General features: G+C 74.6%; 18 protein-coding genes. 12 read left to right on the top strand and 6 right to left on the bottom strand.

Annotation, left to right across the window (positions count from 1 at the left end; genetic code table 11):
- The first annotated feature begins 29 nt into the window (after window positions 1–29).
- Window positions 30–1,229, top strand: coding sequence for an elongation factor Tu (tuf, locus tag OHB09_RS04815; RefSeq protein ID WP_328921649.1), 1,200 nt, complete (start codon window positions 30–32; stop codon window positions 1,227–1,229).
- Between the two features lie 112 nt (window positions 1,230–1,341).
- Window positions 1,342–2,187 (top strand): spermidine synthase, encoded by an 846-nt coding sequence (locus tag OHB09_RS04810; protein ID WP_167793160.1) that lies wholly within the window; start codon window positions 1,342–1,344, stop codon window positions 2,185–2,187.
- A gap of 46 nt (window positions 2,188–2,233) precedes the next feature.
- Here OHB09_RS04810 and OHB09_RS04805 read toward each other — a convergent pair whose 3' ends face one another.
- Both OHB09_RS04805 and OHB09_RS04800 read right to left on the bottom strand, forming a co-directional pair.
- The gene (locus OHB09_RS04805) at window positions 2,234–3,640 is read right to left on the bottom strand and encodes an MFS transporter (protein WP_191852707.1); all 1,407 of its coding nucleotides are present in this window, start codon (window positions 3,638–3,640) and stop codon (window positions 2,234–2,236) included.
- Window positions 3,641–3,754: 114 nt separating this feature from the next.
- Window positions 3,755–4,798, bottom strand: a complete 1,044-nt coding sequence (locus OHB09_RS04800) for a chromosomal replication initiator protein DnaA (protein ID WP_328921648.1) — start codon at window positions 4,796–4,798, stop codon at window positions 3,755–3,757.
- A 135-nt stretch (window positions 4,799–4,933) separates the two neighbouring features.
- Here OHB09_RS04800 and OHB09_RS04795 point away from each other — a divergent pair, with 135 nt between their 5' ends.
- Window positions 4,934–5,371 carry a DUF4442 domain-containing protein gene (locus OHB09_RS04795; protein ID WP_167793171.1) on the top strand — a complete coding sequence of 146 codons (438 nt, stop codon included), beginning with the start codon at window positions 4,934–4,936 and terminating at the stop codon, window positions 5,369–5,371.
- Window positions 5,372–5,390: 19 nt separating this feature from the next.
- Here OHB09_RS04795 and OHB09_RS04790 read toward each other — a convergent pair whose 3' ends face one another.
- Window positions 5,391–5,978 (bottom strand): CHAP domain-containing protein, encoded by a 588-nt coding sequence (locus tag OHB09_RS04790; protein ID WP_319117349.1) that lies wholly within the window; start codon window positions 5,976–5,978, stop codon window positions 5,391–5,393.
- Between the two features lie 359 nt (window positions 5,979–6,337).
- On the opposite strand from OHB09_RS04790, the gene OHB09_RS04785 reads away from it, so the two are divergent.
- Entirely contained in the window at window positions 6,338–6,994 is a 657-nt protein-coding gene (locus OHB09_RS04785; protein WP_234527164.1) for a DedA family protein, read from the top strand.
- Window positions 6,995–7,116: 122 nt separating this feature from the next.
- On the opposite strand, the gene OHB09_RS04780 is transcribed toward OHB09_RS04785, so the two are convergent.
- Window positions 7,117–7,641: a gamma carbonic anhydrase family protein gene (locus OHB09_RS04780; protein WP_006144183.1), complete on the bottom strand. Its 525-nt coding sequence runs from the start codon at window positions 7,639–7,641 to the stop codon at window positions 7,117–7,119.
- Window positions 7,642–7,767: 126 nt separating this feature from the next.
- On the opposite strand from OHB09_RS04780, the gene OHB09_RS04775 reads away from it, so the two are divergent.
- The 3 genes from OHB09_RS04775 to OHB09_RS04765 all read left to right on the top strand — a co-directional run bounded on the left by OHB09_RS04775 (window position 7,768) and on the right by OHB09_RS04765 (window position 9,887).
- Window positions 7,768–8,505: an acyltransferase gene (locus OHB09_RS04775; RefSeq protein WP_006144184.1), complete on the top strand. Its 738-nt coding sequence runs from the start codon at window positions 7,768–7,770 to the stop codon at window positions 8,503–8,505.
- Window positions 8,506–8,715: 210 nt separating this feature from the next.
- Window positions 8,716–9,288, top strand: a complete 573-nt coding sequence (locus tag OHB09_RS04770; protein ID WP_093597571.1) for a helix-turn-helix domain-containing protein — start codon at window positions 8,716–8,718, stop codon at window positions 9,286–9,288.
- 35 nt (window positions 9,289–9,323) lie between these two features.
- Window positions 9,324–9,887 (top strand): YbaK/EbsC family protein, encoded by a 564-nt coding sequence (locus OHB09_RS04765; RefSeq protein WP_328921647.1) that lies wholly within the window; start codon window positions 9,324–9,326, stop codon window positions 9,885–9,887.
- 127 nt (window positions 9,888–10,014) lie between these two features.
- Here the strand turns inward: OHB09_RS04765 and OHB09_RS04760 are convergent, their stop codons facing one another.
- Entirely contained in the window at window positions 10,015–10,575 is a 561-nt protein-coding gene (locus OHB09_RS04760) for an NAD(P)H-dependent oxidoreductase (RefSeq protein ID WP_006144187.1), read from the bottom strand.
- A gap of 164 nt (window positions 10,576–10,739) precedes the next feature.
- Here OHB09_RS04760 and OHB09_RS04755 point away from each other — a divergent pair, with 164 nt between their 5' ends.
- A complete protein-coding gene (locus OHB09_RS04755) occupies window positions 10,740–11,408 on the top strand; it encodes a TetR/AcrR family transcriptional regulator (RefSeq protein WP_006144188.1) in 669 nt (222 codons plus the stop codon).
- A gap of 244 nt (window positions 11,409–11,652) precedes the next feature.
- Window positions 11,653–12,834 (top strand): cation diffusion facilitator family transporter, encoded by a 1,182-nt coding sequence (locus tag OHB09_RS04750; RefSeq protein ID WP_006144189.1) that lies wholly within the window; start codon window positions 11,653–11,655, stop codon window positions 12,832–12,834.
- A gap of 45 nt (window positions 12,835–12,879) precedes the next feature.
- Here OHB09_RS04750 and OHB09_RS04745 read toward each other — a convergent pair whose 3' ends face one another.
- Window positions 12,880–13,287: a CoA-binding protein gene (locus tag OHB09_RS04745; protein WP_006144190.1), complete on the bottom strand. Its 408-nt coding sequence runs from the start codon at window positions 13,285–13,287 to the stop codon at window positions 12,880–12,882.
- 118 nt (window positions 13,288–13,405) lie between these two features.
- Between OHB09_RS04745 and OHB09_RS04740 the strand changes: the two genes are divergently transcribed.
- The 3 genes from OHB09_RS04740 to OHB09_RS04730 all read left to right on the top strand — a co-directional run bounded on the left by OHB09_RS04740 (window position 13,406) and on the right by OHB09_RS04730 (window position 16,149).
- Window positions 13,406–14,095 carry a hypothetical protein gene (locus OHB09_RS04740; RefSeq protein ID WP_328921646.1) on the top strand — a complete coding sequence of 230 codons (690 nt, stop codon included), beginning with the start codon at window positions 13,406–13,408 and terminating at the stop codon, window positions 14,093–14,095.
- A 132-nt stretch (window positions 14,096–14,227) separates the two neighbouring features.
- Window positions 14,228–14,854, top strand: a complete 627-nt coding sequence (locus OHB09_RS04735) for a YigZ family protein (protein ID WP_093597580.1) — start codon at window positions 14,228–14,230, stop codon at window positions 14,852–14,854.
- Window positions 14,855–14,985: 131 nt separating this feature from the next.
- A complete protein-coding gene (locus OHB09_RS04730) occupies window positions 14,986–16,149 on the top strand; it encodes an exonuclease SbcCD subunit D (protein ID WP_093597583.1) in 1,164 nt (387 codons plus the stop codon).
- Window positions 16,150–16,219: the final 70 nt, after the last annotated feature.

The following is a 16,219-nucleotide window of genomic DNA, read 5'->3' as shown; positions in this document are numbered from 1 at the left end:
CACCATCGAAGAGACCTCGAGGTACCCCCATGTCCAGGACGTCCAAGACGGCGTACGTCCGCACCAAGCCGCATCTCAACATCGGCACGATGGGCCACGTCGACCACGGCAAGACGACCCTCACCGCGGCCCTCACCAAGGTCCTCGCCGACCGCGGCACCGGCGGCGGAACCACCGCCTATGTGCCGTTCGACCGCATCGACCGGGCCCCGGAGGAGGCCGCGCGCGGCATCACCATCAACCTGGCGCACGTCGAGTACGAGACCGACACCCGGCACTACGCCCACGTCGACATGCCGGGCCACGCCGACTACGTCAAGAACATGGTCACCGGCGCCGCGCAGCTCGACGGGGCCGTCCTCGTCGTCTCCGCGCTCGACGGGGTCATGCCGCAGACCGCCGAACACGTGCTGCTCGCCCGGCAGGTGGGCGTCGACCACATCGTCGTCGCGCTCAACAAGGCCGACGCCGTCGACGGCGAGGACGCGGTCCTCGCCGACCTCGTGGAACTGGAGGTGCGCGAGCTGCTCACCGCGCACGGCTACCCGGGCGACTCCGTGCCCGTCGTACGGGTCTCCGGGCTGCGCGCCCTGGAGGGCGAGCCGCGCTGGACGGCGGCCGTACAGGCGCTGCTCGACGCGGTCGACACCTACGTGCCGGTGCCCGAGCGGTACCTGGACGCCCCGTTCCTGCTGCCGGTGGAGAACGTGCTCACCATCACCGGCCGCGGCACGGTCGTCACCGGCGCCGTCGAGCGCGGCACGGTGCGGGTCGGTGACCGGGTCGAGGTGCCCGGGGCCGGCGTCGAGACCGTCGTCACCGGCGTCGAGACCTTCGGCCGGCCCATGTCCGAGGCGCAGGCCGGGGACAACGTGGCCCTGCTGCTGCGCGGGGTGGCGCGGGACGCGGTGCGGCGCGGAGACGTGGTCGCCGCGCCGGGCAGCCTGCGGCCGCGCCGCCGCTTCACCGCGCGGGTCCACCTGCTCGCGGCCCGCGAGGGCGGGCGCGCGACGGCCGTGTCGAGCGGCTACCGGCCGCAGTTCCACCTCCGCACCGCGGACGTGGTCGGGGACATCGACCTCGGCGCGGCCGGCGTCGCCCGGCCCGGTGAGACGGTCACCATGACCGTCGAGCTGGGCCGGGACGTCCCGCTGGAGGCCGGCCTCGGCTTCGCGATCCGCGAGGGCGGCCGCACCGTCGGAGCGGGGACGGTCACCTCGGTGGAGTGAGCCGGACGGGGGTGCCCGAGGGGGCGTCCCCGTACCGCACCGTCGTCCCGCGTGGCGCCCCCGAATCGCACAGGCGTCCCGCGGGGCTCCCCCCGTGCCGCACAATGGTCCCGTGAGCGATGCGACACCCGTGGTGCGGGAGGTGGATCACGGGACCGCCCGGCTGATGCCCGACATCGACCGGGAGCGCGCCTGGCTGCTGACCGTCGACGGGGCGCCCCAGTCCTATGTCGACCTCGACGTCCCCGAGCACCTGGAGTTCGAGTACACCAGGCGGCTCGGGCACGCCCTGGACACGCTCGCGCGGCCGGGGCTGCCACTGGACGTGCTGCACCTCGGCGGGGGCGCGCTCACCCTGCCCCGGTACGTCGCGGCCACCCGGCCGGGCTCCCGGCAGCACGTCGTCGAGGCCGACCGGGGGCTGCTCGACCTCGTCCTCGGCCACCTGCCGCTGCCCGCCGGCGCGGACATCACCCCGCACCACGCGGACGCCCGCGCCTGGCTGGAGGCCGCGCCGCCCGGTTCGGCCGACGTGCTGGTCGCCGACGTCTTCGGCGGCTCCCGCGTCCCCGCGCACCTCACCTCCGTCGAGTACGCCCGGGCCGCCGCGCGGGTGCTGCGGGCCGACGGGGTGTACCTGGCCAACCTCGCCGACGCCACCCCCTTCGCCTTCCTGCGCTCCCAGCTCGCCACCCTCGGCACGGTGTTCGGGGAACTGGCACTGATCGCGGAGCCCGGGGTGCTGCGGGGCCGCCGCTTCGGCAACGCGGTCCTGTACGCCGCGCACCGGCCCCCGGACACGGCCGCCCTGATCCGCCGCACGGCCGCCGACGCGTTCCCCGCCCGCGTCGAACACGGCGACTCGCTGCGGGTGTTCATGGGCTCCGCCCGCCCGGTCCACGACACGGAGGCGGTCCCGTCCCCCGAGCCCCCCGACGGCGCGTTCGGCATCGGCTGACCGTGCCGTCCGTGCCACCGGGGACCGGGGCGCGCGCCCCGGAGCCTCAGGCGCCCTCGGCCGTGCCGGTCCGCGCGCCCTGCGTCCCGGCGGCCGTCGTCCCGCCGCCGGGGGCTTCCACGGGAGCCTCCGCGCCGGGGGCGGCCACCGTGCCCGGCACCGGACCCGGCGCCGCCGCCGGCCGCGGGAGAGGGGCCTTCGGTGTGCGGCGCCGCAGGGTGCGGACCTCGGGCACGCACAGCACCGCCGCCGTGACGAGGACGATGACGGCGGCGCAGCCCCACAGGGCGTTCGGGCGGCCGAGGGCGGACTCCGCCGGGCCGGCGAGCGCCGTGGCGAGGGGGAGCATCGCGATCGAGCCGAACCAGTCGTAGGCCGAGACCCGCGAGAGCTTGTCCTCCGGTATCTCCTGGTGCAGCGCGGTCATCCACGAGACACCGAAGACCTCCACGGACAGCCCGGTGAGGAACATCACCGCGTACAGCGCGCCGACCGGTACCGGCACCGCCAGGGCGGCGGAGGGCAGGGCGAGCGGGAAGACGCACAGGGTGCCGACGAGCAGCAGCCGGCGCGGCCGGTAACGGGTCATCACGAGCGCCCCGGCGACCGTGCCCGCGCCGAACGCGCCGAGGGCGAGCCCCCAGGGCCCCGCCCCGCCGAGATGCTCCTCGGCCACGAGCGGACCGTAGACCGCGTCGGCCGCGCCGACCACCGCGTTGGCGATCGAGAACTGCGCGACGATCCCCCACAGCCACGGCCGCCCGCTGAACTCCCGCCAGCCCTCCCGCAGATCGGCCAGCAGGCCGCCGCCCGGCTCGCGCGGCGGGATGTGCCCGACGTCGAGGAAGGAACGCAGTCCCCCCGCCACCGCGAAGGCCGCCGCGTCGACGGCGAGCACCCAGCCGGGCCCGATCACGGCGACCAGCGCCCCGCCCAGGGCCGCGCCGCCGACCGCCGCCGACTGCATCGCCATCCGGAACACCGCGAAGGCGCGCCCCGCCTGCTCCCCGCGCACCGAGGACATCAGCATGCCCTCGGCGGCCGGGTTGAAGAATGCCTGGCCGGTGCCGCCGAGCGCGGTGAGCAGCATCATCTGCCACAGCCGGGGCTCCCCGGCCAGGACCAGGACGGCGAAAGCGGCCTGCGACAGGCAGTTGAGCGCGTTCGCGGCGACCATCACCCGGTGCCGGGGCAGCCGGTCGGCGACCGCGCCTCCGATCAGCAGGAACAGCACCAGCGGCAGGGTGCGTGCCGCCGCCACGAGCCCCACGTCCCCGGCATCGCCGCCCGTGTCGAGCACGGCGAAGGCGGCGGCGATGAGCGCCCCGTTGCCTCCGAGATTGGTGACGACCGCGGCGGCGGCCAGCAGGCTGTAGTTGCGCCCCGCCCAGGCGGGACGGCGGGAGCGTCCCGGGGAGTCCGGGTGCTGCTCGGGAGCGGTGGCTGAGGTCACCGGCCGACTATCGCCGCCGCGGGGGCCGGATGCCAAACCGGGGCCCCGCCTCGGCGGAGGCGGGGACCGCGGAGGCGGGCCGCGGGCCCCCGGCGTGCGCCGGGGGCCGGGTGATCAGGACTTCGTCGGTTCGCCGTGCAGGCGCACGGTGCTGAGGATCTTCATGATCGTGTCCTCGGACACCTCCTCGTCCACGCCGGTGGCACCGTAGAGGGTCCAGGAGACGAAGTCGCCGTTGGAGTTCTTGAAACCGAAGCTGAGAGCCTTGCCGTCGGTCGCGCACTTGCCCTTGGTGGGCGTGTTCTTCGAGCGCGCCCAGGTATAGCTGCCCTCGATGCCGGAGGCGGTCGTGTACGCCTTCGGCTTGTCGTGGGACAGGCTCTTCTCGTCGGGCTGCGTGTACCCGGCGTAGACCCAGTTGGTGGAGGCGTTCAGCGCGACCTCGTCGGTGTCCTTGGCGCCGTTGGCGCCCTTGACGCCCGCCGCGGCCAGGGAGGTGCTCTCCTCGCGGCCGTCCTTGTCCTCGTCGACCGTGCACCACTCCTCCTTGAGGACGGAGGGCGCGGACATCACCATGTACGGCTGGCCCTTCTCGTCCTCGAACCCCTGGATGTAGCTCGGCGACTTGACCTCCCAGTCCGCCGGCACGTCGAAGGCGACGCCCCACTTGGGGTTGACGTCCACCTTCCAGCCCTTGACCGTGGCCTTCTCCTCGCCGCCGGCACGCGGGTTGTTCTCCGCGTCGGCCGACTTCCCCGGCTCGGGCGAGGCGCTGGTGGACGCCTTCTTCCCGTCCTTGCCGTCCGCGGAGTCGTCCTTGTCGCCGCCCAGGACCACGATCCCGGTCACGGCGGCGGCCACGACGACGGCACAGGCCGCGACGATCGCCACGATCTTCGTGCGGTTCCCGCCGCCGCCTCCCGTGCCGCCGCCGTCCGGCGGGGAGAAGCCGCCGGGAGGGGTGGGAGCCCCCCACTGCGGCTGCCCCGGCTGGGTCGGCTGCGTATAGGGGTTGGGTGTCGCTTGCGGATACCCGGGCTGCGCGTACGGGTTCGGCTGCTGGTACCCCGGCTGCTGGTACCCCGGCTGGGTGTACGGGTTCGGGTTCTGGTCCTGCGGGTTCTGCTCGCCCCCGGGCGGCTGCTGTCCTGGCCACATGGCGAGCCACCTTAGTGCTGCCCATGACACGTTTCGGTCACTGCCCTTCGTCGGGCCCGTACCGGATCGGTGTGTCCGGGGGTCTGGCCCGGCGTGGCTACTCGTGGGTAACGTGGCGGCATGAGCACAGACCGGATGTCCGTCGGCGAGATGCTCGCCGTGGCCGTGCCGATGGCCAGGACCCTCCGGCTGGAGTTCCTGGAGACCACCCCGGAGCGGGCCGTGGTGGCCCTTCCGGACCGGAGCGACTTCCACAACCACGTCGGCGGGCCGCATGCCGGAGCGATGTTCACGCTGGGCGAGTCGGCGAGCGGGGCCGTCGTGCTGGCCGCCTTCGGGGAGCAGCTCACGCGGGCCGTACCGCTCGCCCTCGGCGCCGAGATCGCCTACCGCGGGCTGGCGATGGGCCGGGTCACCGCCACCGCGACCCTCGGCCGGCCCGCGGCCGAGGTCCTCGCGGAGCTGGACGCGGGCCGCCGCCCCGAGTTCCCGGTGTCCGTCGCGCTGCGGCGGGCGGACGGCGCCGTCACCGGCGAGATGACGGTGGCGTGGACCCTGCGCCCCAGCGGCTGAGACCGCCGGGGCCGGCTCCTCAGAACCGCAGGTAACGGCTGGGATTCCCGGCCGGGACGGTGCGGACGTTCAGCGCAAGCGGGCGGTGGCCGTTCGCGGGACTGCGGAAGTTGTACTCGTACAGCGTGACCCGCCCGCCCTCGGACGCGGCGACATAGGCGACGTGCCCCCGGCGGCCCGCGCCGCCCGCGCCGGGGTCCCACTGGGCGATGTCCCCGGCCCGCGGGGTCCGGACCGTGGTGGCGCCCCGCCAGGCACGGGCGTCGCCGAGGAAGTCGGGGGAGTGGTGCCGGGGGCGGCCGTCGGCACGCAGCGCCCAGGCCGCGAAGGACGCGCAGGAGCGCACGTAGTAGCCGTGCCCGTCGGCCTCCCAGGTCCGCCCGTCGCCCCGCCACGGGTAGGCGCCCGGATCGAGCCCGCGCGCGGTGGTCGGGGCTCCCGCCACCGGCCGCGCGCCGGGCGGACCGGACGTCCCGGCCCCCCTCGTCGAGGCGGACGCGAGACCCCCGGCGGGGCCGGGAACGCAGAGCGTCAACGCGACGGCCACCCCTGCCACCAGCAGACGCGAGCACTCCCTCGACGTGCGCCACTGCATGCGCCACTGCATGAAGACGGTTCCCTCCGATGTCGTACGACCGACCGTGTGCGGCACCGGGCACGGCGCGCCGGGCCCGGCCCCGGGATCCCTTCCCCGCCCACCAGCACCCAACGGGCCTACGTACGGGGGGACTTGACGCCACGCTCTTGACGGGCGGGCCGGCACGGGGGTGTCATCGGCGCCCCCGAGGGCGCGCGGGGGACGGCCGGGCGCCGGACCCCGCCCGGCGGACCGGCCGGGACCGGCGATTCGAACGCCGAACCGGTAGGCTTCCCGGGTGCGCTCGCGCAGCGGCAGGGGGGAGCGCACACGGGTCCGGCCGGTGCGCCGGGCGCGGCTTCAGGGGACAGGAAACGGGAGGATCCGGCGTGCACGTCCAGGACTGGCTAGAGACGGTGCCGGCGGCCAGTATCTACGCGCTGGTGGCCCTGGTCATCGGCCTGGAGAGCCTCGGCATCCCGCTGCCCGGCGAGATCGTCCTCGTCTCGGCGGCGCTGCTCTCCTCCCAGAACGGCGACATCAACCCCGTGATCCTCGGCGCCTGCGCGACCGTCGGCGCCGTCGTGGGCGACTCCATCGGCTACGCCATCGGCCGCAAGGGCGGACGGCCCCTGCTCGCGTGGCTCGGGAAGAAGTTCCCCCGGCACTTCGGCGAGGGACATGTCGCCACCGCGGAGCGGTCCTTCGAGAAATGGGGCATGTGGGCGGTCTTCTTCGGCCGGTTCATCGCCCTGCTGCGCATCTTCGCCGGCCCCCTGGCCGGCGTGCTGCACATGCCCTACTGGAAGTTCCTGATCGCCAACCTGCTGGGCGGGGTCGCCTGGGCGGGCGGCACGACCGCGGTCATCTACTACGTCGGCGTGGTCGCCGAGGACTGGCTCAAGCGGTTCTCCTACCTGGGCCTGGCCGCCGCCGCGCTGGTGGGCCTCGCGTCCATGCTGCTGGTCAAGCGGCGCGCGGCGAAGGCGACGGCCCAGCGGGCGGAGGCGGCGGAGGAGCCGGAACCGGTCCCGGCCACCGACTGACCCCCCGCCCCGCCGGGGCGAGGACCACCCGCGCGGCGAGGACCGCCTCCGAGCCGAGGACCGTCCCAGGGACGGGAACCGCCTCCGAGCCGAGGACCCCCCTCAGGGCGAGGGGAGCGTCCTCAGCCCGCCTCGCCGTGGGTCTTCGCGAGGTCCGCGTACATCGTGGCGTTCAGTGTCACGACCTCCCGCTCCTCGTCCGTCAACGGCCGCCTCACCTTGGCCGGCACCCCCGCCACCAGCGAACCCGGCGGTACCCGCATCCCCTGCGGGACCAGCGCCTGCGCGGCGACCAGCGAACCCGTCCCGATCACCGCGCCGTTGAGCACGGTGGCGCCCATGCCGATCAGGCAGTCGTCCTCCACGGTCGCCCCGTGCACCACCGCGTTGTGCCCCAGGGAGACCCGCTCGCCGATGGACACCGGGAAACCGGGGTCGGCGTGCAACGTGCAGTTGTCCTGCACATTGCTCAGCGCGCCGACCGCGATGGCCTCGACATCGGCCCGCAGCACCGCCCCGTACCAGACGCTCGCGCCCGCCCCCAGCGTCACGTCACCGAGCACCGCGGCCGTCGGGGCGAGGAACACCCCCTCGCCCAGCCTCGGTTCCTTGCCGCCGATGCCCCTGATCAGCGCGCCGTCCGTCATCACCGTCTCCTCGCTCCCGGCCGTGGGTCACCCGGCACCGTACGCCATGCCCCGGCCCGCCTCCTGGGGTGAAGATCACAGCTCCGCGGGGCCGTGAGCGAGGCCCGTGCTGAGTACCGTGAGCGGATGCCCAGCAGAAGGAACACGCAGGCGTCCCGGTGGAGCCGCCTCGCGCAGCGCGCCGTCCACGCGGGCTGGGCCTGGGCGCAGCGCACCGGGTCCGTCACCGCGGAGCGCCCCGGCCGCTTCCGCTTCGGCGCGCTGGGCACCGGCACCCGGCTCGCCTTCCCGCTGGGCACGGTCTTCGGCGAGCCCTGGATCCACCTCGGCGCCTACTGCATCGTCGGCGAACAGGTCACCCTCACCGCCGGACTGATGCCCGACCTCGATCTCGGCCCCGAGCCCATCCTGCGGATCGGGGACGGCGTCGTCCTCGGCCGCGGCAGCCATGTCATCGCCGACACCACGGTGACCATCGGCAGCGACTGCTATGTCGGTCCCTACGTGTACGTGACGTCCACCAACCACTCCTACGACGACCCGCACGAGCCCATCGGCAAGCAGTGGCCGCGCATGGAACCCGTGTCGATCGGGCCCGGATGCTGGATCGGCACCGGTGCGGTGATCCTCCCGGGTGCCCGGATCGGCCGGAACGTGGTGGTGGCCGCCGGGGCGATCGTGCGGGGCACGGTGCCCGACCACGCGGTGGTGGCGGGTGCCCCCGCGAAGGTGGTGCGGCGCTGGACGGCCGAGGAGGGCTGGCAGCCGCCGCTGCGCACACCCCCGCCGGTGCCGATCCCCGACGGGATCACCCCGGAGCAGTTGCTGGCCCTGTCCGAGCTGGAGGCGGAGGCCGAGGCCTGACCGGGGCCGCCGGGCGCCGCGGGCTCCCGGGGCGCGGTGGGCCTCCGCGCACGGCGGGCTCTTCGGATGCGGTGGGGCGGACGATAGGGTGCGGTCGACGGTGATCCGCCGTGGCGAGCCGCGTCGCACGCGGCCGCGCACCCGGACAGCACGGCGGTGTGGCGGTACGGCGGACGGCGGTACGGCGGAGCGAACGGAGTACGGGGCGGAGTGTCGGACCTCGATCTGCTGACCCAGTCCCTCGCGCGCAACGTGAGGCGCTGGCGCGCCGAGCGGGGATTCACCCTCGAGGCGCTCGCCGCCCGCGCGGGGGTCAGCCGGGGCATGCTCATCCAGATCGAGCAGGCCCGTACCAACCCCAGCCTCGGCACGGTCGTCAAGATCGGTGACGCGCTCGGCGTCAGCCTCCCCACCCTCCTCGACTACGAGCAGGGCCCCCGGGTCCGCGTCGTCCCCGCCGACCAGGCCGTGCGGATGTGGCACAGCGAGGCGGGCGGCCACGGCAGGCTGCTGGCCGGCACCGAGGCGCCCGGGCCGCTGGAGATGTGGGACTGGCGGCTGATGCCGGGGGAGCACAGCCCCTCCGACCCCCACCCCGTGGGCACCGTCGAGATCCTGCACGTCACGGCCGGCCTGCTGACGCTCACCGTGGACGGGGAGGAGCACCGCGTACCGGCGGGCGCGAGCGCCTCCTTCGAGGCGCATCTCCCGCACACGTACGGCAACGACGGCGAGGTGCCGATGGAGATGGTCATGACGGTCTCGGTGCCACCGGTCCGCTGATCCGGCCGCCGCGCGGCGGCTGTTACCGTGCCGCCATGCGCGCCCCTCTCGGAGACTTCGACTCCGCCCGCCCCGCCCCCGAGTGCCTCGACACGCTCGTCCCCCCGGTCGCCGAGGCCGTACGCCACTGGCCGGGCGCCGTGCCGGCCGACCAGCTCGTGTACGTGGACACCGAGCCGGAATGGGCCGACACCGCGACCTTCGTCGAGCACTACGGCCGGGAGCTGCTGGAGCGGTCGGCGAACTGCGTCGTCGTCGCGGGCCGGCGCGGCGGGGAGACCACGCTCGCCGCGTGCGTCGTCCTCTCCACCACCCGTGTCGACGTCAACGGCGTGGTGCGCAGGCAGCTCGGTGTGCGCAAGGCCTCGTTCGCGCCGATGGAGACGGCGACGGGGGAGACCGGCATGGAGTACGGCGGCATCACGCCCGTCGGCCTGCCCGGCGACTGGCCGCTCCTCGTGGACGCGGCCGTCGTCGACCTGCCCTACGTCCTGGTCGGCAGCGGCCGCCGGCGCGGCAAGCTGCTGGTGCCGGGCAAGGCCTTCGCCGAGCTGCCGAACGCCGTGGTGCTGGAGGGGCTGGGGGTCGCGGCCGGCTGAACTCCGGTGGGCCGCGCGTACGGACACGGCTGTGGGCCGGGACCTCGAAGGGTCCCGGCCCACAGCCGATTCACGGTTCCAGCCGCGTATGCGCCCCGCGCGCACGCGGGCGCCGTGGTGCGGAGGTTCAGGCGGCCGCGGCGCCGGACTGCGCGACGAGCTGGTCGACGACCTTGCCCAGGCCCTCGACGACCTCGGTGTCGTCGGCCGGGTGCAGCTCGGCGAAGCGGATCACGGAGGACGGGATGGAGAGCTTGGCCTCCTCCACGACGGTGCCGCCCGCGATGCCGACCGCCTTGCGGGTCTCGTCCTGCGCCCACACGCCGCCGTACTGGCCGTACGCGGTGCCGACCACGGCGACCGGCTTGCCCACGATGGCACCGGCGCCCATCGGGCGGGACGCCCAGTCGATCGCGTTCTTCAGCACGGCCGGGATGGTGCCGTTGTACTCGGGGGAGAACAGCAGCAGGCCGTCCGCCTGGGCGATCGCCGTGCGCAGGGCGCCGGCGGCCTCGGGCGCCGAACCCTCGACGTCGATGTCCTCGTTGTAGAAGGGGATGTCGGCCAGGCCCTCGAAGATGTTCACCTCGACGCCCTCGGGCGCGTGCTTCGCGGCGGCCTCGGCGAGCTGACGGTTGTGCGAACCGGCGCGGAGGCTGCCGACCAAGGCGAGGATGCGAACGGTCATGGTGAGGAACTCCCAGGTAGAACGGGCGGGGGGGGTAAGCGGACCGGGGTCCGTTGAATGTTGTACAACTTAGATCACCGGTCCCCGTGTGTCAAACGGACCGTGGTCCATCGGTGGTAACGGACTCCGGTCCGGATGTCTTCCCGGAGCGCTACTCTTTTTTCATGACCGAGCCGCTCCCCTCCCCGCGCCCCGCGCGGGACGACTCCGCCGGACGTGCGGACCTGGTACTCGAACCCGTGGGTGAGGCGCCCCGGTTGCGGGCCGACGCCGTGCGCAACAGTGCCCGGCTGCTCGAGGTCGCCGCCGACCTGGTCGCCCTGCGCGGTGCCGAGAACCTCACGATGGAGGCCGTCGCCCAGGGGGCGGGAGTCGGCAAGGGCACGGTGTTCCGGCGCTTCGGCGACCGGGCGGGGCTGATGATCGCCCTCCTCGACTCGCACGAACAGGAACTGCAGGCAGGGTTCCTCACGGGGCCTCCGCCGCTCGGCCCCGGCGCCCCCGCCGTCGAGCGGCTGCGGGCCTTCGGCTCGGCGGTGCTGCGCCACGAACAGGCGCACCGCGACCTCTATCTCGCCGCCCACATCGACATCCGCCGCCGGCGCACCGTGCCGGCCTACAGCCTCCGGCTCAGCCACCTCCGCCTGCTGCTGCGCGAGGCGGGGGCCGGCGGCGACCTGGACCTGGCCGCGCACTCCCTGCTCGCCTACCTGGACATCACCCTCGTCGACCACCTGGTCCTGCGGGAGGCCATGTCCCTGGAGCGCATCGAGTCCGGCTGGTACGACCTCGTCGCGCGCGGCACGGGAGCCGCCGCGCCGGACGACCGCTGACGTCCGCCCCCAGCCCTTCGCCAGGTGGAGGCATCGTCGCAGGTGGGAGCGGTGGGCGGCGGAGATGACAACGGTCACCGATGCAGCCTTTGCCGTTCCGTGCGCCGATGCGTTTGACTTCCCTGCGGGGCACCCACTGCGGTGTCCGGGCGAGGCGGCGACCGCCGGGCCCGGGCGCGGCAGTCGGAGCACCGCACCCTGGCCGGGTGCGACGCGTCCGCGGCAATGGGGGAAGGCATCCGACATGAGCGACCACGACCACCGGCACGAGGACGACACGCGCGAGCACCGCACGGGGCGGCGCCCCGCGCCCGGCACGGAGGGTACGCCCGCCGGTCACACGAGTAACTCGGGCCACTCGAGTCACCTCAGCCGCTCCGGACACAGCGGCCACGACAGCGACGGCACTCACGGTGACCACGGCAGCCACGGTGACCACGCCGGTCACAGCGGTCACGCCGGTCACTCGCACGGCGTGTCGGCCGATGCCGACCGCCGCTGGCTGGGGGCCGCGCTCGCCCTGATCACCGTGTTCATGGCCGCGGAGGTCGTCGTCGGCCTCTACGCCGGTTCGCTGGCCCTGCTCTCGGACGCGGCACACATGCTCACCGACGCCGCCTCCATCGTGCTCGCCCTCGTCGCCATGCGGCTGGCCGCACGGCCGGCTCAGGGCGGCTTCACCTACGGGCTCAAGCGCGCGGAGATCCTCTCCGCCCAGGTCAACGGACTCACGCTGCTGCTCCTCGGAGCGTGGCTGGCCTACGAGGCGGTGCGCAGGCTCATCTCCCCACCCGCGGTCGAGGGCGGGCTGATGCTGGTCACCGCGCTCGTCGGAATCGCCGTGAACGTGGCCGCCACCTGGTGCCTGTCCCGGGCCAACCGCACCTCGCTCAACGTCGAGGGCGCCTACCAGCACGTCCTCAACGACCTGTTCGCCTTCATCGGCACCGCCGTCGCCGCGCTCGTCGTCGTGCTCACGGGTTTCGCCCGCGCCGACGCGCTGGCCACGCTCGTCGTCGTCGCCCTCATGGTCAGGGCGGCGTACGGGCTGCTGCGCGACTCCGGCCGTATCTTCCTGGAGGCCGCGCCCGCCGACGTCGACCCGGACGTGCTGGGCGACCGGCTGGCCGGCCGCTCCGGCGTCGTCGAGGTGCACGACCTGCACGTCTGGCAGATCACCTCGGGGCAGGCCGCGCTGTCCGCGCACGTCCTGGTGGAGCCGGGCGGCGAGTGCCACGAGGTGCGGCGCGATCTGGAGGAGGTGCTGCGCGGGGAGTACGCCATCACGCACACCACGCTCCAGGTCGACCACGCCCCCGAGCGGCTGCTGCAGGTGGCCCTGCCCGGGGACGCCGCCCCCGCGCGCGGCCCGCACTGCGAGCGGGCGCACGGGCCGGTGCACCGGGACGAACCGCACCCTCACTGAGCGACGAGGACGTGCCGGCGGCGGGGCCGCGGAGCGCGGTGGCGCTCAGACCAGGCGCGGGATCTCGATCGCCGGGCAGCGGTCCATCACCATCTCCAGGCCCGCCGCACGGGTGCGGTCGTAGGCCTCCTCGTCGAGGACGCCGAGCTGGAACCAGACCCCCTTGGCGCCGATCGCGACCGCCTGGTCGGCCACCGGACCCGCGAGCGCGCTGTTGACGAACACGTCCACCACGTCCACCGGGAACGGGATCGCCTCGAGGGAGGGGTAGCCCTGCTCGCCGTGGACCGTCTCGGCCTTGGGGTGCACCGGCACGATCCGCTTGCCGAACCGCTGCAGCACCCCGGCCACGCCGTACGCGGCCCTGTTGGTGTTGTTCGACAGGCCGACGACCGCCCAGGTGTCGCCCAGCTCCATGAGGATCTTGCGGATGGTCGCGCTGTCGCCGTACACGTGGGGCTCCTTCGCCGTCGGGCAGGTGGCGGGCGAAACACGCCCTGGGGGCGGGAACACGCCCGTCACGCGCAACGACGAGGGGCGCGGCGGGATTCCCGGGCCTACGCTTCCCTGCGTGCTGCGTATCACCGACGCCCGGAGCGGCGAGAGAACCGACCTGCCCCGCGGGCTGACCCGCGTCCACGTGCACCCGGCGGGCGAGGACACCTCCGCCCTGCGGCTGCTGCTCGTGGCGGACGTGCTGGCGCGGGCCCTGGACCTCGACGGCAGTCCGTCCCTCACCGTCGCCCGTGTCGGCCCGGAGCTGCGGGCCCGGGCCGACGCGCTCGGCATCCGACGCGCCGAGCCCGAGGCCCCGCCCGGGGGCCGCGTCCTGCACGTGCGCGGCCCCGGCCGGCCCGCCCCCAAGGACGGACCGCACCTGGAGGTGGCCCCGTCCGGCGAGCCCTCCGGCAGCCCGGACCCCACCGCCCTCCGCCTCGCCCTGCTGTCCCGTCCCCGCCACCTCCCGGCCGAACCGGACACCGGAGCCCTGAGCGGGGCGGAGCGGACGCTCGCCCGGTGGCGCCGGTCGGTCGCGGGCTGGGCGGAGCATCCCTCCCGCCCCGTCCCCGCGGACGTGCGCGCACGGCTGCGGGCCGCCTGGGAGAACGACCTCGACCTCCCCGCCGCCCTCGGTGTCCTGCGGGAGCTGGACGAGGAGGGGGACGGGGCCGTGCCGCCCGGCGCCCGCTTCGAGTCCTACGCCTACGCCGACAGGCTGCTCGGCCTGGAGCTGACCCGGGAGATCGGCACCGTGTACTGACACCGAGGGGACCGCAGGCCCCGGTGTCGGCACGGCCCCGGCGTCGGCACGACCGGGCCCGGAGCGGCCGCGCGCCCCAGGCGTCCACGGCCGGGGCAGGACACCGCGCGGACGGCGCATAGGCTGCTCGTCATGCAGGACGAGTACCGCACGATCGCCCGCGCCGGCGTGCACGAGACCGAGATCAACCGCTCGCGCTTCCTGTGCGCCCTCGCCCCGGCGGCCACCGAGCGGGAGGCGCAGGACTTCGTCGCCGCCGTCCGGCGGGAGCACGCCGACGCCACGCACAACTGCTTCGCCTACGTCATCGGCGCCGACGCCTCGGTGCAGCGGGCGAGCGACGACGGCGAACCGGGCGGCACCGCGGGCGTCCCCATGCTGCAGATGCTGCTGCGCCGCGACATGCGGTACACCGTCGCCGTCGTCACCCGGTACTTCGGCGGCGTCAAGCTCGGCGCGGGCGGCCTCGTCCGGGCGTACGGCGGTGCCGTGGGCGAGGCCCTGGACGCGCTCGGCACGGTCGTCCGCCGCCGCTTCCGGCTCGCCACCGTCACCGTCGACCACCAGCGCGCCGGGAAGGTGCAGAACGAACTCCGGGCCGCCGGGCACGAGGTGCGTGACGTCCGCTACGGGGAGGCCGTGGTGCTGGAGATCGGGCTGCCGGACGCCGAGGTGGAGGCCTTCCGCTCCTGGCTCGCCGACGTCACCGCCGGAACCGCCCGGGTCGAGCTGGGCGGGGAGATCTACGGTGCCGCATAAGAGGGCAAATGGTGCGAAGGTGCGGCGTATCGGAGGCCGGTGGGACGTAAGGCGCCCTGGAGGCGGGCATATCGGGCCGATACGGGAGTAGCCGCCCGCGTTGTCGGACCCTGCCGTTAGTCTCGGGGATCATGAGGCTGCTGCACACGTCCGACTGGCATCTGGGCCGGTCGTTCCACCGGGTGAACATGCTCGACGCCCAGGCCGGGTTCCTCGCGCACCTGGTCGAGACCGTGCGTGCGCGCGAGGTCGACGCGGTGCTCGTCTCCGGGGACGTGTACGACAGGGCGGTGCCGCCCCTCGCCGCCGTGGAACTGTTCGACGAGGCCCTGCACCGCCTCGCCGAGGCCGGCGTGCCCACGGTGATGATCTCCGGCAACCACGACTCCGCCCGCCGCCTCGGCGTCGGCGCCGGACTCATCGGCCGCGCCGGCATACACCTGCGCACCGACCCCGCCGCCTGCGGCACCCCGGTCGTCCTCGCCGACGCCCACGGGGACGTCGCCCTCTACGGCCTGCCCTACCTCGAACCCGCCCTCGTCCGCGAGAGGTTCGGCGTGGAGAAGGCCGGACACGAACCGGTGCTGGCCGCCGCGATGGACCGGGTCCGCGCCGACCTCGCCGCCCGCCCGGAGGGGACCCGCTCCGTCGTCCTCGCCCACGCCTTCGTCACCGGCGGCGAGGCCAGCGACAGCGAACGGGACATCACCGTCGGCGGCGTCGCCTCCGTACCCGCCGGCGTCTTCGACGGCGTCGACTACGTCGCCCTCGGCCATCTGCACGGCAGCCAGACGCTCACCGACCGCGTGCGCTACTCGGGCTCCCCGCTGCCGTACTCCTTCTCGGAGGCGAACCACCGCAAGAGCATGTGGCTGGTCGACCTCGGCGCGGACGGAAAGGTCACCGCCGAGCGCGTCGACTGCCCCGTCCCGCGCCCGCTCGCCCGCATCCGCGGCCGCCTGGAGGACCTGCTCACCGACCCCGGCCTGGCCCGCCACCAGGAGGCCTGGGTGGAGGCCACCCTCACCGACCCGGTCCGGCCCGCCGAACCCATGGCCCGGCTCACCGCCCGCTTCCCCCACGCCCTCGCCCTGGTCTTCGACCCGGAGCGCGCCCCCGAGGAACACGGAGTCAGCTACGCCCGCCGGCTGGCCGGCCGCTCCGACCGGCAGGTCGCGGAGGACTTCGTGGCCCATGTGCGCGGCGCCGCCCCCGACGCGCACGAGCGCCGCGTCCTCCAGGAGGCCTTCGACGCCGTACGCGCGGACGCCACCGTCCGGGAGGCCACCCCGTGAGCGGCACGGCAGCGGCACACCTCGGCACCGGCCCCGACCTGGACACCGACACCACGGCACCCGCACGGGG

The sequence above is a fragment of the Streptomyces griseoaurantiacus genome, assembly GCF_036189845.1.
Lineage (GTDB): Bacteria > Actinomycetota > Actinomycetes > Streptomycetales > Streptomycetaceae > Streptomyces > Streptomyces griseoaurantiacus.
Note: the sequence above shows the minus strand (reverse complement) of the source record. Positions and strands in the feature narration are given on the sequence as shown.